Below are 17,929 nucleotides of genomic sequence, written 5' to 3'. Positions count from 1 at the left end.
GCTTAGCGGTTGGGATTGGGTGTTGGGGCTGTTCGGGAGGACGGCCGGACCTAGAGGCTCCGGATCAGGCCCCCGTCGCAGCGAAGCGCGACGCCGGTGATGTAGGAAGCGGGGGCGCTGCAGAGGAAAGAAGCGGCGGCGCCGAACTCCTCCGGTTCGCCGTAGCGTCTGGCCGGAATGGTCTTGCGGGATTCGAGTTGGATTTCCTCGGGCGTGGTGCCACGGCGCTTGGCCGCCGCCCGGTCGAGTTCGGCGACGCGATCGGTGGCGATGCGTCCCGGCAGGATCATGTTGACCGTGACGGCGTCGAGAGCCACTTCCGCCGCAAGGGTTTTGAGGTAGCCCGCCAATGCTGCGCGGCCCGTGTTGGAGACGGCAAGGTTGGGCAGGGGTGCCACAACGCCGCTGGATCCGATGGCCAGGATCCGTCCCCAGCGCCGCTCCCGCATCCCCGGCAGGATCTTCGAGACAAGCGCGTGGTGCGGCTTCACGAGCAGCTCGAACGCCGCCGCGATTTCGTCGGCGCCAAGGCTCGCTGCCGCCCCCGGCTTGGGACCGGGGCCGTTGAGGACAAGGATGTCGATGGGACCGAGTAGTTCCACTGCGCGTTCGACGGCGGCGGTCACTCCGTCCGCTGTGCTCAGGTCGGCCTCGACAGCCACGGCGCTGTGGCCGTCAGCCTGCAGCTCTGCTGCGATCTTCTCGGCCAGCTCGCCGCGGCGGCCTGTGATGGCAACCCGGACGCCTTCGGCCGCGAGCCCGCGGGCGACGGACAGTCCCAGCCCTCCCGTGGAGGCGGCGACGAAGGCGGTCTTGCCGCTGATTCCGAAATCCATTAGAGCCTTCCTACTGTGTGCTCGGCGGGGGTAAGGGAGAGATCCAAAGCGTGGGCCGCTTCAGCCAGATGCGTCAGCATTCCGTTCCTGAGGACCTCCGGGAAAGGAGTCGCCGGCGGCCGGACGCCGGAGTCCTTGATGAAGCCCCGCTCACGGAAGCACTCCTTCCGGACCGCCAATGCGATCCGGGCCTGCTGCTCGAAGTTGATGAGCGGCAAGTACGGGAGCAGCGCGTCCCGGGCATCGTCGTAACCGCCCGATTGCCACGCGCGGACGCAGGCAACGAGGGCTTCCGGGTAGGAGAACCCCGTCATGGCGCCGGCGGCGCCAGCCACCAGCTCGTCCAGCAGCCCTTGACCTCCCAGCCCGCCGAACACCGAGACGTCGACGGCGGCCGACAGTTGGGCGATGGCCACACTGGTCGGCGGGGCCTCGGCCTTGACCGCGACAACAAACTTGCACGCCTGGACCACGTAAATGAGTGCTTCGGTGCCGATGCTGACGCCGCTGGCCACTGGGTAGTCCTGCAGGACGACCTTGGCCCCGGTGGACTGGTGGATGGCGTTCAGGTGCGCGATCACAACTTCCGGCCGGGCCGAATTGGCCTGCACCATGACGGCTGCGAGCCGGTCGCCAGCCACGGCCTGGGCGGCGCGGATTTCTTCGACTGCCGTGCCCGTGAAGAGCGAGGTCACACCCACCACGAGAGGCAATCGGGTTTCTTCGACCACCACTTCCAGCGCCAGGCTGCGCTCCGCTGCGGTCAGGGCGGCCGCCTCGCCGAAGACACCCAGGACAGTCAGCCCTGTCGCGCCGATGGATTCATAGTGCTCCACCAACCGGGCCAGGCTGTCGGTGTCCAGATCGAGGGTGCTGCCCTGGAATGGAGTGGCGACGACGCCCCACACTCCGGGTGCTAGTGCTTCCCGCATTGGTTTGTCCTTCCGTTCGTGCTGAAGTTCGGTGTCTTGCATCTGTTCATGCTGCATTCAGCGGCCCGGCCACACAGGCGGGCGTTTTTCCTGGAAGGCGAGCACGCCTTCAGCGGAGTCTTCACTGTCGAGTGCGGCCATGAGTGCCGGCAGCCTGAGGCCTCGGGCATCAGTGGCGCTCAGGTGGCTGGTCCTACTGACCATTTGCTTGACGGCCCGGACGGAGCTGGGCGCGCAGGCGAGGATCTGGTCCACCCAGCGCTGCACCGCGGCGTCGAGCTCCTCCGCGGGGACCACTTCGTTGACCAGTCCCATCGATTGCATTTCCGCGGCCTCGGCCTTGCGGCCCGTGAGGAGCATGCCCATCGCTTGCGTGTAGGGGACGCGGCGCACCAATTGGTGGATGCCGCCGTCGAGCGCCAAGCGCCCGACCCGCGGTTCGGTGAGGCCGAAGCGGGCCGAGTCCGCGGCGACCACAATGTCGGCGCCGAGCACCATCTCCATGCCGCCGCCCAGCGCATAGCCGTTCACCCGGGCAATCACCGGAATGTCCAGGCTCGTGCGCAGGCTCAGTCCGCCGAAACCGTTGGGGTCAAGCTCCGCCCAATACTGCAGGCCGGTCTTGTCCACGGCAGAGGCGGACATGTCCGCCCCGACGCAAAACGCCCGCGTGCCGGCCCCGGTGATGACGACGGCGCGCACGTCAGGATCGGCTTCGATCTGGCTCCAGATCTCGTTGAGCCGGGCTTGTGCAGTCCCGTCGACGGCGTTGAGCACGTGCTGGCGGTCGATGACCACCGTGGCCACGTGGTTCTCGATGGTCAGCGTGACCTGGTCGACGATCGTCGTCTCTTCCATCGACACGGTCACCGGAGCACTCCCAACTTCTGCAGGCGCTCGATGGTTTCAGCGTCGAAGCCGTTCTCCAGGAGGACCTCCACATTGTGCTCACCGAGCCGCGGCGCCACGCGCCGGACGGAAGGCGGGGTAGCAGACAAGCGAATGGGGGCGTTGAGCATCTTCACAGTGCCGACGCCCGGGTGCTCGGCTTCCACGATCATGCCGTTGGCCTCCGTCTGGGCATCGGCCAGTGCCTGTTCCAGGGTGTGGACAGGCGCGTTGAGCAGGCCTTGGCTTTCCAGTTGGTTGGTCCAGTACTCGGTAGTGTTTGTGGCCATCCGCTCCCGGAAGATCGCCTGCAAGGCCGGCTTGTGCTTGAACTGCTGCACCAGGTTGGCGAACTCCGGCCGCTGGGTGAGGTCCTCGTCCAGGCCCAGCGCTTCGGAAATCCGAGCGAGCGGATCAGGCGTGAAGCCGCCCACCATGCAGACGGCGCCGTCGGTGGTTTCGAAGACACCGCTCAGCGGCATGGCGCCCCAATTGACTTCGTAGCCGCGGTTGAGCTGCATGCACGCCTCCTGCATCTGCAGGTGGAGCATGGAGTCGTACATTGTCACCTCGACTTTTTGCCCGAAGCCGGACGCCTCCCGGGTGCGCAGTGCCAGCAGGATGCCCTGCATGAGGTGCATGCCCGTGATGTAGTCGCACAACGTGGTGGGGTAGATGGCCGGCTTCTGGTCGTCCGACTCGCGCCGCCACATCACGCCGGAGTACGCCTGTGCGATCGCATCCTGGCCGCCCTTGTGCGAGTAGGGTCCCACCGGGCCGAAGCCCGTGCCGGAGGCCCAGATGATTCCGGGGTTCTCCGCCTTGAGTTCCTCGTAGCCGAAGCCCATCCGCTCCATCACGCCGGAACGGAAATTGCTGACGACGACGTCGGCGTCGGCCATGACCCGGCGGAGGACGGCTTTGCCCTCGTCGGTGCGGGTATCCACGGAAACGCTGCGCTTGTTCCGGTTGATGGACAGGAAGATGGGGTTGTCCTGGCCGTCCTTGTCCGGGAACGAATTGCGCGAAATGTCGCCGACGCCCGGACGTTCCACCTTGATGATGTCCGCGCCGTAGTCGCCCAGGAGCTGGGTGCAGGACGGTCCCATGAACACCTGGGTGAAGTCCACGATCTTGATGCCGTCGAGCGGAAGCGGGATGCCGTTGGACTTGGCGGCGCCGGCGGGCGCCGCCGTCGTGGTTTCCTCAAACTCATCGAGAAGCGTGTCGGTGCTCATGCCCCCACCACCGCTTCGCTGTCGACTGTAGCGTTCGACGACGGGATGTCGCCCGGGTCCGCACCGTGCCGGCGCATGCCCTGCTGGATGTCCAGCGCGGAAACGTCGCGGACGAGGGTGCCGTTTTCGACCGCGAGAGCCGCGGCGACGCCGACTGCCTGGCCCATGGCCATGCAGGGCGGGATCTCGCGGGACATCTTCTGCGCTTCCGGGGTGGCGGAGTAGTGGCGGCCGGCGACGAGGAGTTGGTCCACTTCCTTGGGAAGCAGCGAGCGGTACGGGTAGTAGTAATCGCGGCCGCGGGCCACAGTGTCCGCGAAGTGGCGGCGGGAGGTGACATCGTCCTTGGTCATGACGTATTCGCCCTCGAGCAGGCGGGTCTGCCGTACGCCCATTTGGGAGGCGACGTCCAGCATGTAGCAGTTCTCGAAGCCGGGCAGGTGGGCACGGACGTACTCCACGGCCTCGGTGATACGGTCGCGCGCGGCAAACTCTGCGGCGGTCATGTCCGCCGGATCCACGCCGTCGTACCCGGTCATGTGGGGAGCGTTGCACCAGACGACGCCGTCGATGGGCGTCTTGAGCCACCACAGTTCCCAAGCGCCGCCAAGGAGGCGCTTGATGGTGCGGTTGATGGCACGGGCCTCCTTCGGGTTGGCCTGCTCGAAAGCTTCTGCGGCGGCCGTGTCCACGTTGCCCAGGCGGAAGACGAGGGTGGTGAGATAGCTGTCCTTGATGTGGCTGGCGCCGGCACGGGAGGCGACGTCGATGTCACCGGTCGTGTCGATGACGATGTCCGCCATGAACGCCTGCGGGCCGGACTTGGTCTCGCAGATGACGCCCTTGATCACGCCGTTGTCCACGATCGGGCGGGAGAACCACGAGTGCAGGCGGAGGTTGACTCCGGCTTCGCGGACAAGGTCGTTGGAGACGCGCTTCCAGCCGTCCGGATCGAAGGCTGCGGCGTAGCAAATCGGCTTGGGGTTGGTGTGGGAGTGGAAGTCGAAGGTGCCGTAGCGGCCCCACTTGTTCCAGAGTTCCTCGGAGGTCTTGCGGTCATCGGCAGGCGGAACGATAGCAAGGCCGAGCTTCTGCAGCCGTTCCACGTACTCCGAAACGATGCCGGTCACCGTGATTTCCTGGCCGTTGATCATGTCGTCGAGCACCAGGACCATGCCTCCGGAGGCAAGTCCACCGAGCGAGGAGTAGCGCTCCAGGAGCGTGACGGATGCGCCGGACCGTGCTGCGGTAACTGCGGCGGCCACGCCGGCGGGCCCACCGCCGACCACGAGGACGTTGGAGCGGGAGATGACGGGTGCGGTGAGGTCCGCCGTCGTCGTACTGAGTTCCAGTGACGATGTGGTGGCAAAGGAGTTCATGGTGGAGGATCCTTACTTCCCGGCGGGCATTCCGTTGGAACGGTTGCCGGGGTATAGACGGGGTGCTCAGGAGGAGCCCGCGGCGATGTACGCAGCGGACCAGGCCTGGCGGAGGGCATGCCGAGTAGAGGTCATGGGGGACCTGGACACGGAAGATTGAGATGTTTGCGAACGGACGTCCAAGGGTCCGTACGTGTATGGGAGCGAGCGGCGGCTAGCGCCGGCTGGTCACCATACGTGAGGGGCGTTGACCCAGATAGCTACGCATACCTCTTCGTAGCTGTTTTTGTACCAGTGAGGCGTATCCGAGGAGAAGGTGATCGAATCGCCCGCCTCAAGCGTGTAGCACTCGCCGTCGAGGAAGATGTCTTTCTTTCCCGACAAGATGATGCCGAACTCCTCGCCGCTGTGGCGGAAAGGAGTGGCGCTGGTGTCGTGGCCTGGCGGACTCACGATCCATTGGGCCTCCAAGGCGCCATTGAGGTCCGGGGTCAGGAGTTCATAGACTGCCTCTCCCACGGACTTCTTGGTGACGCCTTTGAGGTTTCGCCGCTCGGACTTGCGGACAACCGGCGACCTGGTTTCTTCCTGGCCGAGGAAGAACTTCCCCACAGGAATGTCCAGGCCGTGAGCCAGCTGCGCCAAGGTGGTGAATGATGGGTTGGCCAGCCCGCGTTCGATCTGGCTGACGATCGCCGGGCTGAGACCGGTGATTTCCGAGAGTTTGGACAGGGTCATCCCCTTGTCCTTGCGCATCGTGCGGACCTTGTTGCCGACAGTTGCCAGAAGCGCGCTCGTGCCGGCAGGTGAGGATGCCGTGATGATCTCGTTGGTCATGATCCAGCTTTCTCTCGGTGAGCTGACTCACATAACTATAGTGAAAAATTTTAGCGAATCAATGGTTTGGTGAAATTTTCTCGTTCTCCGGGTTCACTGACGCCGCTGCCGCGGCAGACTCTTCAATGCACGCGGGGCAACGAAGGCTATTTACCAAAAAGCATTGACCTGGTGAATATCTTCAATATAGTTAAGTGAGTCGCATCACTTGGGGAAGTTTGCAACACGATCAGAGACGTTGGCGCTTCAGCCTTCTGGCGGAAGGCCCAGCCCGGCCCCACGTCCACCCTCGTGTTTCCCTTTCTGATCCTGCGGCACCCAAGCAAGCCATCCACGCTCCCTCTTACGGGACTGGGTGTCCCCGTTTGCTTCAAAGCGCTACGAAGAGGCACGCGTAGCTATCTGGGCTAACTCGCTTCCCATGAGGTGAGCTGGTTCGGCCTTGCCGGACCAAGCCAAAATGATAGTTTCGATCACCGTCCATTCCCCCTGGATGTCAACGGTGATCCGTACCCTCACGCACCGCGAAGGTGCGGAGGAAGGAAAGAATCATGACTGACACTGTCGTCAAGAATGGCCCGGAAAGCGCCCGGAAATCCCGGCTCTCTCCGGAAATCCGCCGTGGGCTGCTGGGCCTCGGACTCGGGAACACCCTTGAGTGGTACGACTGGATGGTCTTCGGACTCCTGTCGGCCTTCATCGGGCCAAAGTTCTTCCCCTCGCAGGACCCCACCGCCGCAACGCTTAACGCCCTGGCCGTCTTCGCCGTCGGGTTCGCCTTCCGTCCCTTGGGCGGCGTCCTGCTCGGTACTTTCGCCGACAGAATCGGCCGTCGAAAAGTGATGCTCTGGTCCATCATGATGATGGCAATCACCACGCTGATCATCGCCCTGTGTCCGACGTATCAGCAGATCGGCGGCGCCGCCGGCGTCATCCTCTTGGTCTGCCGCATCGTGCAGGGCATCTCCACCGGTGTTGAAGCTCCGCTTTCCACCGCGCACGCCGTCGAACTGGTTCCCGTGGGACGCGAGGGGTTCGTCGCGGGCATCATCTCCTTCTTCGTCAACTCCGGCATTCTCCTCGCCTCGCTGGTCAGCTACCTGTGCAGCCTGATGCTGAGCGGGGCTGTCATGGCCGACTGGGGCTGGCGTGTTCCCTTCATCGTGGGAGCGATCTTCGGCTTCATCGTGGTCTACCTTCGGCGCACTCTTCCGGAAACCATGCGGCCCGAGGAGCTCGCGGAGAACTCCTCCAAAGCTGTTTGGGGCGGCGTGCGCAAGCATTGGCTGAGCGTGCTGGCCATAACCTTCGTGGTTGGAGCAGCGCAAGCCTACAACTACGCCTGGAATACCGGCCTGCCCACCGCGGCCCGCAGCGGCTTCAAAGAAGACGCCACCGCTGTCTTCGCCCTCACCACCATTCTTGGAGCCGTGCTGGTGGTCGGCAGCCTGGTAGTCGGCAAGTTCGCAGACGGCAAGTCGATTTCGAAGTGGTTCCTGATCACCCGCGCACTGTCGATTCCGTCGGTCTTCCTGATGCTGATGTACGTCCGTCCGGGCATCGGCGGGTTCGCCGCGGTCCTCCTGGGCGGCTCGGTTGTCCTTGTCCTGAACATGACCCTGTACAACGTCGTCACCAGTTCCCTGATGCCCAAATCATGCCGAGGCGCCGGAACTTCCCTTGGTTACGGGATTGGTGTGGCCGTCTTCGGTGGTACGGCTTCCTATCTCCTGGTCTGGCTCCAGTCCATGAATGCATCGTGGATCTTCCCGGTTTACGTCGCGGTGCTGTCCGTGCTGAGCATTGTCTTCTACCTGCTGGCACGCAGGAAGAGCGGCATCTTCATTGGAAGCTAGGAACGTGATCTCGTTTGACCTCAGTCAGTCCGACGTAGAGCTCTACGCCGCGGCCCGCCAACTGCTCCTCACGGCTCATCACAGCGAGAACCATCGTGTCGCTGCCGCGATGCGGGGCGCGTCAGGGGCGATCTATCTGGGCCTTCACATCGGTTCCAAACGAATCAACGTGTGTGCCGAATCCAGCGCCCTCGCCAATGCCCGCATTGCCCAGGAAGCCTCCATCGAGTCCTCCGTCGCAGTCAGCATGGACGAACACGGAGAACCGCAGGTCACGAATCCTTGTGGCGTCTGCCGGGAGCTGCTGCGGAACTACGGAGCCGGGGCAACGGTCCTGGTTGATGCCGGGGGAGAGGTTGGAATTGTCGGTCTAGCCGAACTCCTGCCATATCCCTGGATGCGGGCCACCGAGACCGAATGGGCCACCCAACCACCGGAAGCCATGAAGATGCACTAAATGCAACGGAAAAGTCCGGGTCCGCACTCTGAAGAGTGCGGACCCGGACTTATATCGTGAAACTGTTCCCTCGGCAACTGTCCGCTGAGGAACGGCGCCCTTTGGGAATTGCGGCGTTATGCCGAGCGGCGTTCCCCGCGACGTTCGCGCAGGATGTTCAGGCGGTCTTCGAGGATCTGCTCGAGCTCGGGAAGGCTGCGACGTTCCAGCAGCATGTCCCAGTGGGTGCGGACGGCCTTCTCGTTGGTGTCAACGGGGCGTTCACCATCAACCAGGAGCGCTTCCTTGCCGGTCTTGGAAACCCAGACAGGAGGGATCTCGGCTTCGGAGGAGAAGGTAACGAAGACCTGCTCTCCGTCCGCGCAGCGGTATTCAACCCTCTGACGCGGCGCCGGCTCCACGCCGGATTCGGTTTCCATGCTCTGGGCGCCAAGACGCATGCCCCGCAGGCTGCGATCGCTCATGATTACTCCCTCTGTCTGTTCGCGGAACCATGCTCCGCGCTAGCCGGACGCCGCGAGGCGTCGCCCGGACTACTGTCTGCACACGTTGCATCACTAGATGAAACGCCTGACCAAGCGTTAATGTTCCGTTCGGATTGAACCGGCCGGACAAATACACCATTATACGCGGATCGAAGCTGACAGGACAAAGCGAAGGGGACCGGCCAGAGAGATTGTGGCCGGTCCCCGTTCAAACTGTCGGTAGTTACGTGGACGGTTCTTGTTTGGAATCGCTGAACAGGTCAGCGACGCCGGATCCGCCGTTGGCGCCACCGAGCGCACCGCCGATGCCCTTGAGGGCCTCACCGACCTCGCTCGGGATGATCCACAGCTTGTTGGATGAGCCCTCCGCAATCTTCGGCAAGGTCTGGAGGTACTGGTAGGCAAGCAGCTTTTGATCCGGGTTGCCTTTGTGGATGGCGTCGAAGACCTTCTGAATGGCCTGCGCTTCGCCATCGGCGCGGAGGATGGCCGCCTTCGCGTCACCCTCTGCAGCGAGGATTGCCGCTTGCCGCTGGCCTTCGGCCGTAAGGATCGCCGATTGCTTGGTGCCTTCGGCGGTCAGAATCGCAGCACGCCGGTCGCGCTCGGCCCGCATCTGCTTCTCCATTGAGTCCTGAATGGAGTGCGGCGGGTCGATTGCCTTGAGCTCCACGCGGGAAACGCGGATTCCCCAGCGTCCCGTGGCTTCGTCCAGGACCCCGCGCAACTGGCCGTTGATCTGGTCGCGCGAAGTGAGTGCTTCTTCAAGATTCAAGCCGCCCACGACGTTACGGAGCGTCGTGGTGGTCAGCTGTTCAACAGCCTGGATGTAGTTGGCGATCTCGTAGGTCGCTGCCCGGGGATCCGTGACCTGGAAATAGACCACGGTGTCGATCGATACAACCAGGTTGTCTTCGGTAATCACCGGCTGCGGCGGGAAGGAAACAACTTGTTCTCGAAGGTCCAACAGCGGCAGCAAGCGGTCGACAAACGGGATCAGGATGGTGAGCCCGGGGTTGAGCGTGCGCTGGTATTTACCGAGGCGTTCCACGACGCCGGCGCGCGCTTGCGGGATGATCCTGATCGAGCGGACCAAAACGATAATCACGAATATGACGAGAACTAGCAGCACGATCGCGGCTGCAGTTCCTCCCAAGCTGTCCATACATCTCCTTCATTCCCCAGTTACGTTTTTGATGCGGTATGTGTGCGGCAAAATGCCGGTCGCCAGTCGCCGAACGCTCGTCGTCGAACGTCGTGGCGTAAGCCATGGCGGGACGCTGCTAGTGCGGGCTGTTTTCCGCTGTCGGGGCGACTACCGCCGTCGCGCCGTCAATCCTGGTGACCTGCACGGTCTGGCCGGCGTCGATGGTTTCCGCCGCGCTGCGGGCGCTCCACACATCGCCACCGATTTTGACGAGTCCCGCCGTCGCGCTGACGGGCTCCATGACGAGCGCCGATTGGCCGATCAAGCGGTCCACGTTGGTGCGTTGCTCGGCGGGCCCTTTGTGCAGATGCTTGAGTGCGATAGGACGGACGAACGCGATCATCAGCAGGGACACGATGCAGAGGACCACAATCTGCAACCACAGATCGGCTCCGGCAAGGTCAGCGACGAGTGCAGCCAGCGCGCCGGCCCCGAGCATGATGAAGAAGAAGCTGAGCGTCAGCATCTCCACCACGGCGAAAGCGAGAAACACCGTGAGCCAGAGGGCCCACCAGTTGCTGCCAAGCCATTCAAACATTGTTCCCCCTGTTTCCGGACTTGCGGCGGCAGCCGGCCTGATCCGGACTGCAGCGTCGGCAAGATCACAGTCGCTATTTTTCCATCCTAGCCCGGCGCGAAGGTTCCCGTTAGGCGCCTTGCTACGGCGCTATGAAAACGCTGAGGGTGAACTTCGCGGTGGCTTGAACGGACGTTTCCGAGGCCGTTGACGCCAGAAGGGCGGCGCGTTCCAGGTGATGACCCGCCGGTCCCATGAAGGCGACATCGGCGATGTCCCGCCCACCGAGCTTGAGGTCCACGTCGAGGTGAATGGTGTCCGCGAGAGTGAAGAACTCCTGCATGGACTCGGTAAGTCGTTCTTCTTTTCCCGGCTCAATGTTGAGCATTCCGGTGCGTTCCGCAATCTCCCCAAGGTGTCCGTTGCGCGGAGTCACCACGATCACCCGGCCGCCTGGACGCAGGACGCGGGCGAATTCCGGGGGGTTCCGCGGCGCGAAGACCACGATGATGGCATCCACGGAGTGGTCGGCGATGGGCAGTGGTCGCCAGATATCCCACACCAGATTGACGGCGCCGGGATTCAGCCGTGCGGCCCGGCGGAGGGCGAACTTCGAGATATCGATGCCAATGGCTGCCGCAGGAGTGCGTTCCAGCACTGTCCGCAGGTAGTGGCCGGCGCCTGTCCCCGAATCGAGGACCAGGGAGCCCGGCACCGACAGGACCGGAGCCGCCTCCTCCGCGATGGCTTCGGCGAGCGGAGCGTAGTGGCCCGCGCCCAGGAAATCGTCGCGGGCCGCGACCATCTCTGCCGTGTCCGCCTCGAAGACGGTGCCCTTTCCCGTGAGCAGGTTGAAATAGCCCTGTTTGGCGGCGTCGAAACTGTGGCCGGCGACGCAAACCAGGGAAAGCGGCGCCGCCCCGCTTAGTCCAAAAGGACCCCTGCAGACCGGGCAGCGCAGGGAAGGGACGGCGTCGGAAAGCATAGGGACAATCCTACGGCGGCCGGAGTGGCAGATATCGTCACGCCGTGGCGGCCGCTAGGCTCACCAGCGTGAAAGCCGAACAACTCCCGCTGCTGAATTCCGTCTCTGCTCCCGCCGCCCATCCCGATGGGACCCGCGCCGTCGTGTCCGTAACGCGGCCCGATTTCGATGCTGATGCGTATGTCGGGCAGCTTTGGAGCGTTCCTTTTGACCCTGCGATCCCGCCCCGTCGGATAACCCGTGGGTTCCGGGACACCGCACCGGCATTCTCGCCCGACGGTACGGTATTGGCATTCCTCAGGGCGACGCCGGACGGCAAGCCGCAACTGCACGTGGTGGAGGCCGACGGCGGGGAACCGCAAGCGATCACTGAGCAGAAACTGGGTGTCTCGGACTTTTCCTGGGCACCCGATTCTCACAGGATTGTTTTCTCTTCGCGGGTTGCCGAGGAAGGCCGTTACGGAACGGTTGACGGCGTCGGGCCGGGCAGCGAAGACCCCCGATTGATCACCGACAACCAATACAGGCTCAATGGACTGGGTTACACCGCCGACAAGCCCGCGCAACTGTTCGTCGTCGACGTTCCCGAGCCCGGAGCGGAACCGCCGGTGGCCCCCGCCGGGAGGGCCGCTAAAGCCCTCGGGCCAGAGGCCGCGAGCCTGGTGCCGCGGGCCATGCAGTTGACCTCCGGCGACATCGACCACACCTCGCCGTCGTTCAGCCGCAACGGCGAGAGCGTTTACTTCGTCGCCTCGCTTCACGAAGGCCACGACGCCGATCTCGCCTCGGGTATCTATCGTGTCCCCGCCGCGGGAGGGGACATCACCGCGCTGCGTCCGGACGCTGCACCGCAGTCTGTCCTGGAAGTCTGCGAGTCCGTGGACGGTGAATGGCTGTTCTTTACGGCACAGGACCTCGGCGATGACGGCCTGGATTTCGTCGCGAGGAACACAGCGCTATATGTCATGCCGGTCCGGGGTGGCAAGGCGACGATGCTGAGCGATGTCGAAAACCAGGACGTTGGCGGCCCCCTCGAAACCGTCGGAGCGGATGGGGTGCTGGCGCTCAACACGACTCGTGGGAACGTGCAACTGATCCGCTGGACGGCCGACGGCGGGAGCGAGGTCCTCGTCGAGGGGCCCCGGGTGGTGATCGGCGCTTCCGCGGTGCGAGACATCGTGTCTGTCTCTTTCGGTGACGCGTTCAGCAACGGTGAGCTCGGCGTTCTGGAGAACGGTGAATTCCGGGTGCTCACCGATTTCGCCAGGGCGCTCCGAGGCAAAGCAACCATTCTTGAACCGCACGAGTTCACAGCCACCGGCCCTGACGGCTACCCGGTCCATGGCTGGGCGGTCCTGCCGGAGGGGCCAGGCCCGCACCCCGTGCTGCTCACCATCCACGGCGGCCCTTTCGCGCAGTACACGGGAGCCTTCTTCGACGAAGCCCAGGTTTACGCAGAGGCGGGATACGCCGTGCTGATGTGCAACCCGCGTGGTTCCGCCGGGTACGGCCAGGCGCACGGCGGGGCCATCAAGGAAAAGATGGGCACCGTGGACATGGCGGATGTACTCACCTTCCTGGATGGTGCCGTGGAAGCCTTCCCCGCGATGGACAAGGAATCGATCGGCATCATGGGCGGGTCCTACGGCGGATACCTGACGGCCTGGGTCATCGGCCACGAACACCGCTTCAAGGCAGCCATCGTGGAGCGCGGATTCCTTGACCCCGTCAGCTTTGCCGGATCATCGGATATTGGATGGTTCTTCGGTGGCCAATACACGGGCGGCTCGCTGGAACAGATGGCGGCCCAAAGCCCCATGGCCGTGGTGACCGCAGTCCGGACACCCACGCTGGTAGTCCACAGCGAAAACGATCTCCGATGCCCGGTTGAACAGGGCCAGCGCTACTTTGCCGCCCTCAAGGCGCAAGGCGTGGAGACGGCGTTGCTCCTCTTCCCGGGTGAAGATCACGAACTATCGCGCTCGGGCACGCCACACCACAGGCGACAGCGTTTCGAGCAGATCCTCGCGTGGTGGGCAAGGCACCTGCCTTCAGCAGCAAACCGGCCCCGCGAGGCCGGCTCAGCTACGGATTGAGGAAACCAAGCCCGCGGCGTGCCTCGTCGATACCGGGGTACGCCCAATGTGCTGAGTATTCTGCATCGTTCGCCAGGGACCGCAACTCGGCGCGGTCCACATAGAGTCCGCCCTGCAGGTGGTCGGTCTCGTGCTGGACTATCCGGGCCTGCCATCCGGAGAATCCAGCCGAGGCTGCACTGCCGTCGGGACGCTGATAATGCAGGCGGACATCGCGGTGCCGTGTGACCACGGCCTGGAATCCGCGCATCGACAAACAGCCTTCGTAGAACGACGCCGTTGCAGTCCCCTCGGGTTCGTAGCCGGGGTTCAGGATCGCGAAGAAGCCCAGCGGTGTCCTTTGGCGGATCTCCGAGGCCACAGGGTCAACATCGAAATGGTCTTCGAGCACGGCCAGCTGCAAGGGGATGCCGAGCTGCGGTGCGGCGAGGCCCACACCGGGAGCGGCGTGCATGACATCCCGCATCCGCTCGACCAGTTGCGCCAGTTCGGTGTCGTCGAGCTGGCCGTCATAGGGCGCGGCGCGCTGGCGCAGCACGGGATGGCCGACCTGCACGATGGGCGGGAGGCCTTCGAGGCCGAGCAAGTCCTGGACTGCGCTGCGGATTTCCGAGGCAGTAAACGTGGTGTCCGGGCCGGCAGCCAGAGGGCGGGTCTCAAAGTCCATGGATTGAGCTTAGTGTCAATGCATCGTGAATCTACGGGCAACAAGCTCCGAGAACATCGGCAAGGTGATGGCTCGGCCGATCACCGCGTTCCTTGCGTTGAGGACCTTCGGGGGCAAGGGGCGGCCCAGCGCCATGTTGAGGCTGGCCTGCCAGATGGCTTTCTTCGCTGCACGGTGCCGGTCCCGCTCGAATCCAGCGAGTTCCTTGGTGGCAGGGCCTCCCGCGGATGTTCGCAATGCTTCGCTGATGATCGGCGCCAAAGCAACGGCGTCCAACCAGCCCAGGTTCATCCCTTGGCCGCCGATCGGGCTGATCTCATGGGCGGCGTCTCCAATCAGGGCGACCCGTCCGTGGATCATGCGGGAGACCATCCGGGAGGTGACGCCGAACGCGCTGATCATCGTATTGCTTGCGGAATCCACCGCGCTGCCGGTCCGCTTCTTGATAAGTGCGGCGAGCTCATGGGGAGTGGGTTCCTGGCACGGCGCGCCAAGCCGGACCACCCACCGGCGGATGCCGTCGGGCAGGGGGAAGGACTCCACGATTCCTCCGGGCTCAAGGAAGAGGACGGCGTTGTCGCCGTACGTCGATTCATCCCGGAAATCGCCCATGACGTAGTAGTCGGGATAGGTGCGGAGACGCGGCTCCAAACCCAGTCCCTCACGGACGGCGGAATGGACACCGTCGGCGGCCACGACGAAGCGGCCTAGAAATTCCACCGGAGCCCCCGATTGCTGTCCCCGCAGACGCAGGTGTCCGCCGTCGTCGACGACTTCCTCAACCTGCACCCCGCGGTGGAGGGCTCCCGGATCGAGGTCGATCACCCTGGACTCGAGGGCGTGGGTGGTGAGGTATTGCGGAACGGAAAGGATGAAGGGGTACTCGGCGGAGGGGCGGGCGAAGTCCATGTCGGCAACTTTCCTGCCACCGCTGTAAGCCGCACCGTGGGTGATGCGGACCCCGGAAGAGACCAAGGGATGTGCGGCACCTACTGCGTCCAAGGCCGCCAGGGCGGGAGGATGGATTCCTATGGCGCGCGTCTGGCGGCCCGACGTCGCGCGCCTTTCGAGAACCGCGACGCGGTGCCCGTTTTGCAGCAGCAGGGCTGCCATATATAGCCCGACAGGTCCGGCTCCAACCACCACGACGTCAAACATCATGGACCTCGCCGGGCCGGTAGACCAGCAGGTTGTGCCACAAGCCGCTCGGTTCAACCGTCCAGGCCGGGGGAGTGGCGGCCTGGAGTTCCGTTGCCGTGTAGCTGCGCCTGATGGACGTGAGGCCGTCGCCGTGGATGTAGGAACCGATGCCGAGGGGCCAGGATCCTGCCCAGAAAAGTGCGTAGGCCATGCGGCTGCGTTTGAGGTCGTTGTGCAGGGCGATCCGGCCGCAAAGCTGTTCGGAATCGTGAAGGAAGGCGGCGAGTTCCGGGGTGGTCAGGTGGTGCAGGACATGGTTGGAAATAACGACGTCGAATGTGCGACCTTCTGACACGAGCTCCGAGCTGAGGGCCTTCCGGTAGCTCACGCGCTCCACCGGCGGAGCGGAGTTGGCGAACTGGAAGGCGCGCTCGTCCGGGTCGATTCCGGTGATTTCCAGCTGATAGCCGTCCGCCGCGGCACGACGAGCGAGGTTACGGGCGACGTCTCCACCGCCGCAGCCGATGTCAAGGACCGTGGTGGGCACCGCCGTCGTGAGCAAAGGCTTGATCCGTGAGCTGTAGGTGGCCCGCCAGCCGGAAACTACGGCGTTGACGATCGGAAACCGCGCGTAACTCCGGTTGAGCCGGTCAAGCTCGCAATCGGGACGGTCCATGTCTTCCACCGCGGTCACATCCCGTTCGCCGAGAAAGCCGCCAGCGCGGGGGTGGGCGAGCATCAGAGACCCGGCATCACAGGGTCGGGGAAACCCTGGTGAACAGTCCCGTCTCCACCGTGAGGCCGGGCCCGAATGCCATGGAACAGATGCGTTCCTCCCGCTCTGCCGGAGTTTGTCCCAGGATGTGTTTCAAGACGAAGAGCACAGTGGCGCTGCTCATGTTGCCGTAGTCGCGAAGGACGTCGCGGGCGGGAATCATCTGCTCTTCGGTGAGTTCAAGCTTCGATTCGACTTTGTCGAGGATGCTGCGGCCGCCGGGATGGATGGCCCAATGTGTAATGTCCCGGTAGGGGAGTCCGGCCAGGGAGGGGTCCCGGGCAAGCAGCGGTTCGAGCGCGCCTGTGATGTGTTCCTCGATGATGTGGGGCACGTACGTGCCGAGAACCATTTCGAATCCTTCGTCTCCGATGTTCCAGGCCATGGCTTCTTCGCCGACTGGCGTCAGGACAGTCTCGAAGTGATCGAGCCTGATCACCGGGTCCGGCCCTTCGGGTTCGCGGGAAGTCACGACGGCGGCTGCCGCGCCGTCCGCAAAGATCGCCGAGCCCATGATGGTGTCCGGATCGTTTGAGGTCCGGACGTGGAGCGAGCAAAGCTCCACGCAGATGACGAGGACGACGGCAGAGGGGTCGGCCTGGCAGAACTGCCGGGCTGCGCGGAGGGCGGGGAACGCGGCGTAGCAACCCATGAAGCCGAGGTGATAGCGCTGTACCGCCGGGCTGAGTCCGAGGGCCCGGACCACTTTGTAGTCGGGGCCGGGATTGAAAAATCCGGTACAGGAAACAGTGATGACGTGGGTTATGTCAAGTAAATCGATATCGGGACATTTCCCGACGGCGGCCTTGGCGGCCTCGATGAACAATTTGGTGGCTTCGACGGCAAAGATTTCGTTGCGGACTTTGGTGCTGGGGCTAAGTACACGGCCCGTGGCAGGGTCGAAGAACGAGGGATTCTCGGAGTGGTTATCAAGGGACAATTCGGCGACGGCGGTGAATCGGGTATCGATTGCTGCTGAATCAAAACAGGTTCGCACCAGCCGGGATCCAAGCCGTGTCAGGCCGGGTTGAGATGCAAAAACGTCGCGCGCCTGTGGTTGCACAAGCACTGTGGGCGGTACGGCAGTTTCCAGAGACCTCACGTAGACCGGCATGCTTCATTGTTGGCGACGAAGATGCCGTTGACAATGGCAGGGCGTGGAAATGTGGACGTTTTGAGGGGCATCGGCTGTTTTCCGGGGAGCTGCTCCTCGACCGGTTTCCGGGTTTTCAAAGCTTCTGCGTCACAAATTGAGGCGATGGGCTACTAGTTCTAGTAGGAGCCCATTTGTCCGTTTCGCTGAGCTCGCCGAGCGGCTGGACCGGTTGGCAATCGACAAAGGAACGGGTTCTCACAGCTACTTCCACTCCCGTACTTTTAACGCCGATAATCTACATTATGTAAAGTAGCGAAAGACCGTTCGCCCGTTTCTACGAATACATCCGCTTCTTCCGACGGCCGCACAGGTGCCGAAATCGGTCCTGCCAGACCCCCGCTTCTCCCCGGGGCGCAGTGGCAACCAAACCGGCGAACGAAGCCCAGTGACAAAGCCGCCGACCACGTATACGCTCCGATCAGCTTCCATCTTCAGGGGGATTCGATGAAGCATTCACGATTGTGGCAAAACACTTTTC

17 protein-coding genes are annotated in these 17,929 nt (G+C 63.7%); 3 read left to right on the top strand and 14 right to left on the bottom strand.

Annotated elements, in window-relative coordinates:
• Positions 1-50 precede the first annotated feature (50 nt).
• The 6 genes from AC1DJB_RS04215 to AC1DJB_RS04190 all read right to left on the bottom strand — a co-directional run bounded on the left by AC1DJB_RS04215 (position 51) and on the right by AC1DJB_RS04190 (position 6,110).
• Entirely contained in the window at positions 51-836 is a 786-nt protein-coding gene (locus AC1DJB_RS04215) for an SDR family oxidoreductase (RefSeq protein ID WP_441438151.1), read from the bottom strand.
• Complete coding sequence (locus AC1DJB_RS04210) at positions 836-1,768, bottom strand: dihydrodipicolinate synthase family protein (protein ID WP_441438150.1); 933 nt, start codon at positions 1,766-1,768, stop codon at positions 836-838. Before AC1DJB_RS04210 ends, AC1DJB_RS04215 begins: the two co-directional genes overlap by 1 nt.
• 57 nt (positions 1,769-1,825) lie before the next feature.
• Positions 1,826-2,626 (bottom strand): enoyl-CoA hydratase-related protein, encoded by an 801-nt coding sequence (locus AC1DJB_RS04205; protein WP_370872690.1) that lies wholly within the window; start codon positions 2,624-2,626, stop codon positions 1,826-1,828.
• Positions 2,627-2,634: 8 nt separating this feature from the next.
• Positions 2,635-3,894: a CaiB/BaiF CoA transferase family protein gene (locus tag AC1DJB_RS04200; RefSeq protein WP_441438149.1), complete on the bottom strand. Its 1,260-nt coding sequence runs from the start codon at positions 3,892-3,894 to the stop codon at positions 2,635-2,637.
• Positions 3,891-5,273, bottom strand: coding sequence for an FAD-dependent oxidoreductase (locus AC1DJB_RS04195; RefSeq protein ID WP_332602213.1), 1,383 nt, complete (start codon positions 5,271-5,273; stop codon positions 3,891-3,893). The genes AC1DJB_RS04200 and AC1DJB_RS04195 overlap by 4 nt, the downstream gene beginning before the upstream one ends.
• Positions 5,274-5,501: 228 nt before the next feature.
• The gene (locus AC1DJB_RS04190; RefSeq protein ID WP_059389980.1) at positions 5,502-6,110 is read right to left on the bottom strand and encodes a helix-turn-helix domain-containing protein; all 609 of its coding nucleotides are present in this window, start codon (positions 6,108-6,110) and stop codon (positions 5,502-5,504) included.
• Positions 6,111-6,661: 551 nt separating this feature from the next.
• Between AC1DJB_RS04190 and AC1DJB_RS04185 the strand changes: the two genes are divergently transcribed.
• Positions 6,662-7,966 (top strand): MFS transporter, encoded by a 1,305-nt coding sequence (locus AC1DJB_RS04185; protein ID WP_059389981.1) that lies wholly within the window; start codon positions 6,662-6,664, stop codon positions 7,964-7,966.
• A gap of 4 nt (positions 7,967-7,970) precedes the next feature.
• On the top strand, positions 7,971-8,423 hold the full coding sequence (locus tag AC1DJB_RS04180) for a cytidine/deoxycytidylate deaminase family protein (protein ID WP_441438148.1): 453 nt from the start codon (positions 7,971-7,973) through the stop codon (positions 8,421-8,423).
• A gap of 116 nt (positions 8,424-8,539) precedes the next feature.
• On the opposite strand, the gene AC1DJB_RS04175 is transcribed toward AC1DJB_RS04180, so the two are convergent.
• From AC1DJB_RS04175 to AC1DJB_RS04160, 4 genes are all read right to left on the bottom strand, one after another.
• A complete protein-coding gene (locus AC1DJB_RS04175) occupies positions 8,540-8,887 on the bottom strand; it encodes an RNA polymerase-binding protein RbpA (RefSeq protein WP_059389983.1) in 348 nt (115 codons plus the stop codon).
• 244 nt (positions 8,888-9,131) lie between these two features.
• Entirely contained in the window at positions 9,132-10,073 is a 942-nt protein-coding gene (locus AC1DJB_RS04170) for an SPFH domain-containing protein (RefSeq protein WP_307053439.1), read from the bottom strand.
• A gap of 118 nt (positions 10,074-10,191) precedes the next feature.
• Complete coding sequence (locus AC1DJB_RS04165; RefSeq protein ID WP_307053440.1) at positions 10,192-10,653, bottom strand: NfeD family protein; 462 nt, start codon at positions 10,651-10,653, stop codon at positions 10,192-10,194.
• Between the two features lie 121 nt (positions 10,654-10,774).
• Positions 10,775-11,617 carry a methyltransferase domain-containing protein gene (locus AC1DJB_RS04160; protein ID WP_441438147.1) on the bottom strand — a complete coding sequence of 281 codons (843 nt, stop codon included), beginning with the start codon at positions 11,615-11,617 and terminating at the stop codon, positions 10,775-10,777.
• 68 nt (positions 11,618-11,685) lie between these two features.
• On the opposite strand from AC1DJB_RS04160, the gene AC1DJB_RS04155 reads away from it, so the two are divergent.
• A complete protein-coding gene (locus tag AC1DJB_RS04155) occupies positions 11,686-13,713 on the top strand; it encodes a S9 family peptidase (protein WP_441438146.1) in 2,028 nt (675 codons plus the stop codon).
• On the opposite strand, the gene AC1DJB_RS04150 is transcribed toward AC1DJB_RS04155, so the two are convergent.
• The 4 genes from AC1DJB_RS04150 to AC1DJB_RS04135 are packed head-to-tail and all read right to left on the bottom strand — an operon-like array spanning position 13,703 to position 17,409.
• On the bottom strand, positions 13,703-14,380 hold the full coding sequence (locus AC1DJB_RS04150) for a peptide deformylase (RefSeq protein ID WP_307053443.1): 678 nt from the start codon (positions 14,378-14,380) through the stop codon (positions 13,703-13,705). The genes AC1DJB_RS04155 and AC1DJB_RS04150 overlap by 11 nt on opposite strands.
• A gap of 15 nt (positions 14,381-14,395) precedes the next feature.
• The gene (locus AC1DJB_RS04145; RefSeq protein ID WP_441438145.1) at positions 14,396-15,541 is read right to left on the bottom strand and encodes an FAD-dependent oxidoreductase; all 1,146 of its coding nucleotides are present in this window, start codon (positions 15,539-15,541) and stop codon (positions 14,396-14,398) included.
• Positions 15,531-16,259, bottom strand: coding sequence for a class I SAM-dependent methyltransferase (locus AC1DJB_RS04140; RefSeq protein WP_441438144.1), 729 nt, complete (start codon positions 16,257-16,259; stop codon positions 15,531-15,533). The genes AC1DJB_RS04145 and AC1DJB_RS04140 overlap by 11 nt, the downstream gene beginning before the upstream one ends.
• Before the next feature lie 13 nt (positions 16,260-16,272).
• Complete coding sequence (locus AC1DJB_RS04135) at positions 16,273-17,409, bottom strand: type III polyketide synthase (RefSeq protein WP_284989038.1); 1,137 nt, start codon at positions 17,407-17,409, stop codon at positions 16,273-16,275.
• Positions 17,410-17,929: the final 520 nt, after the last annotated feature.

The organism is Arthrobacter sp. 01T428, from assembly GCF_056398685.1.
Note: the sequence above shows the minus strand (reverse complement) of the source record. Positions and strands in the feature narration are given on the sequence as shown.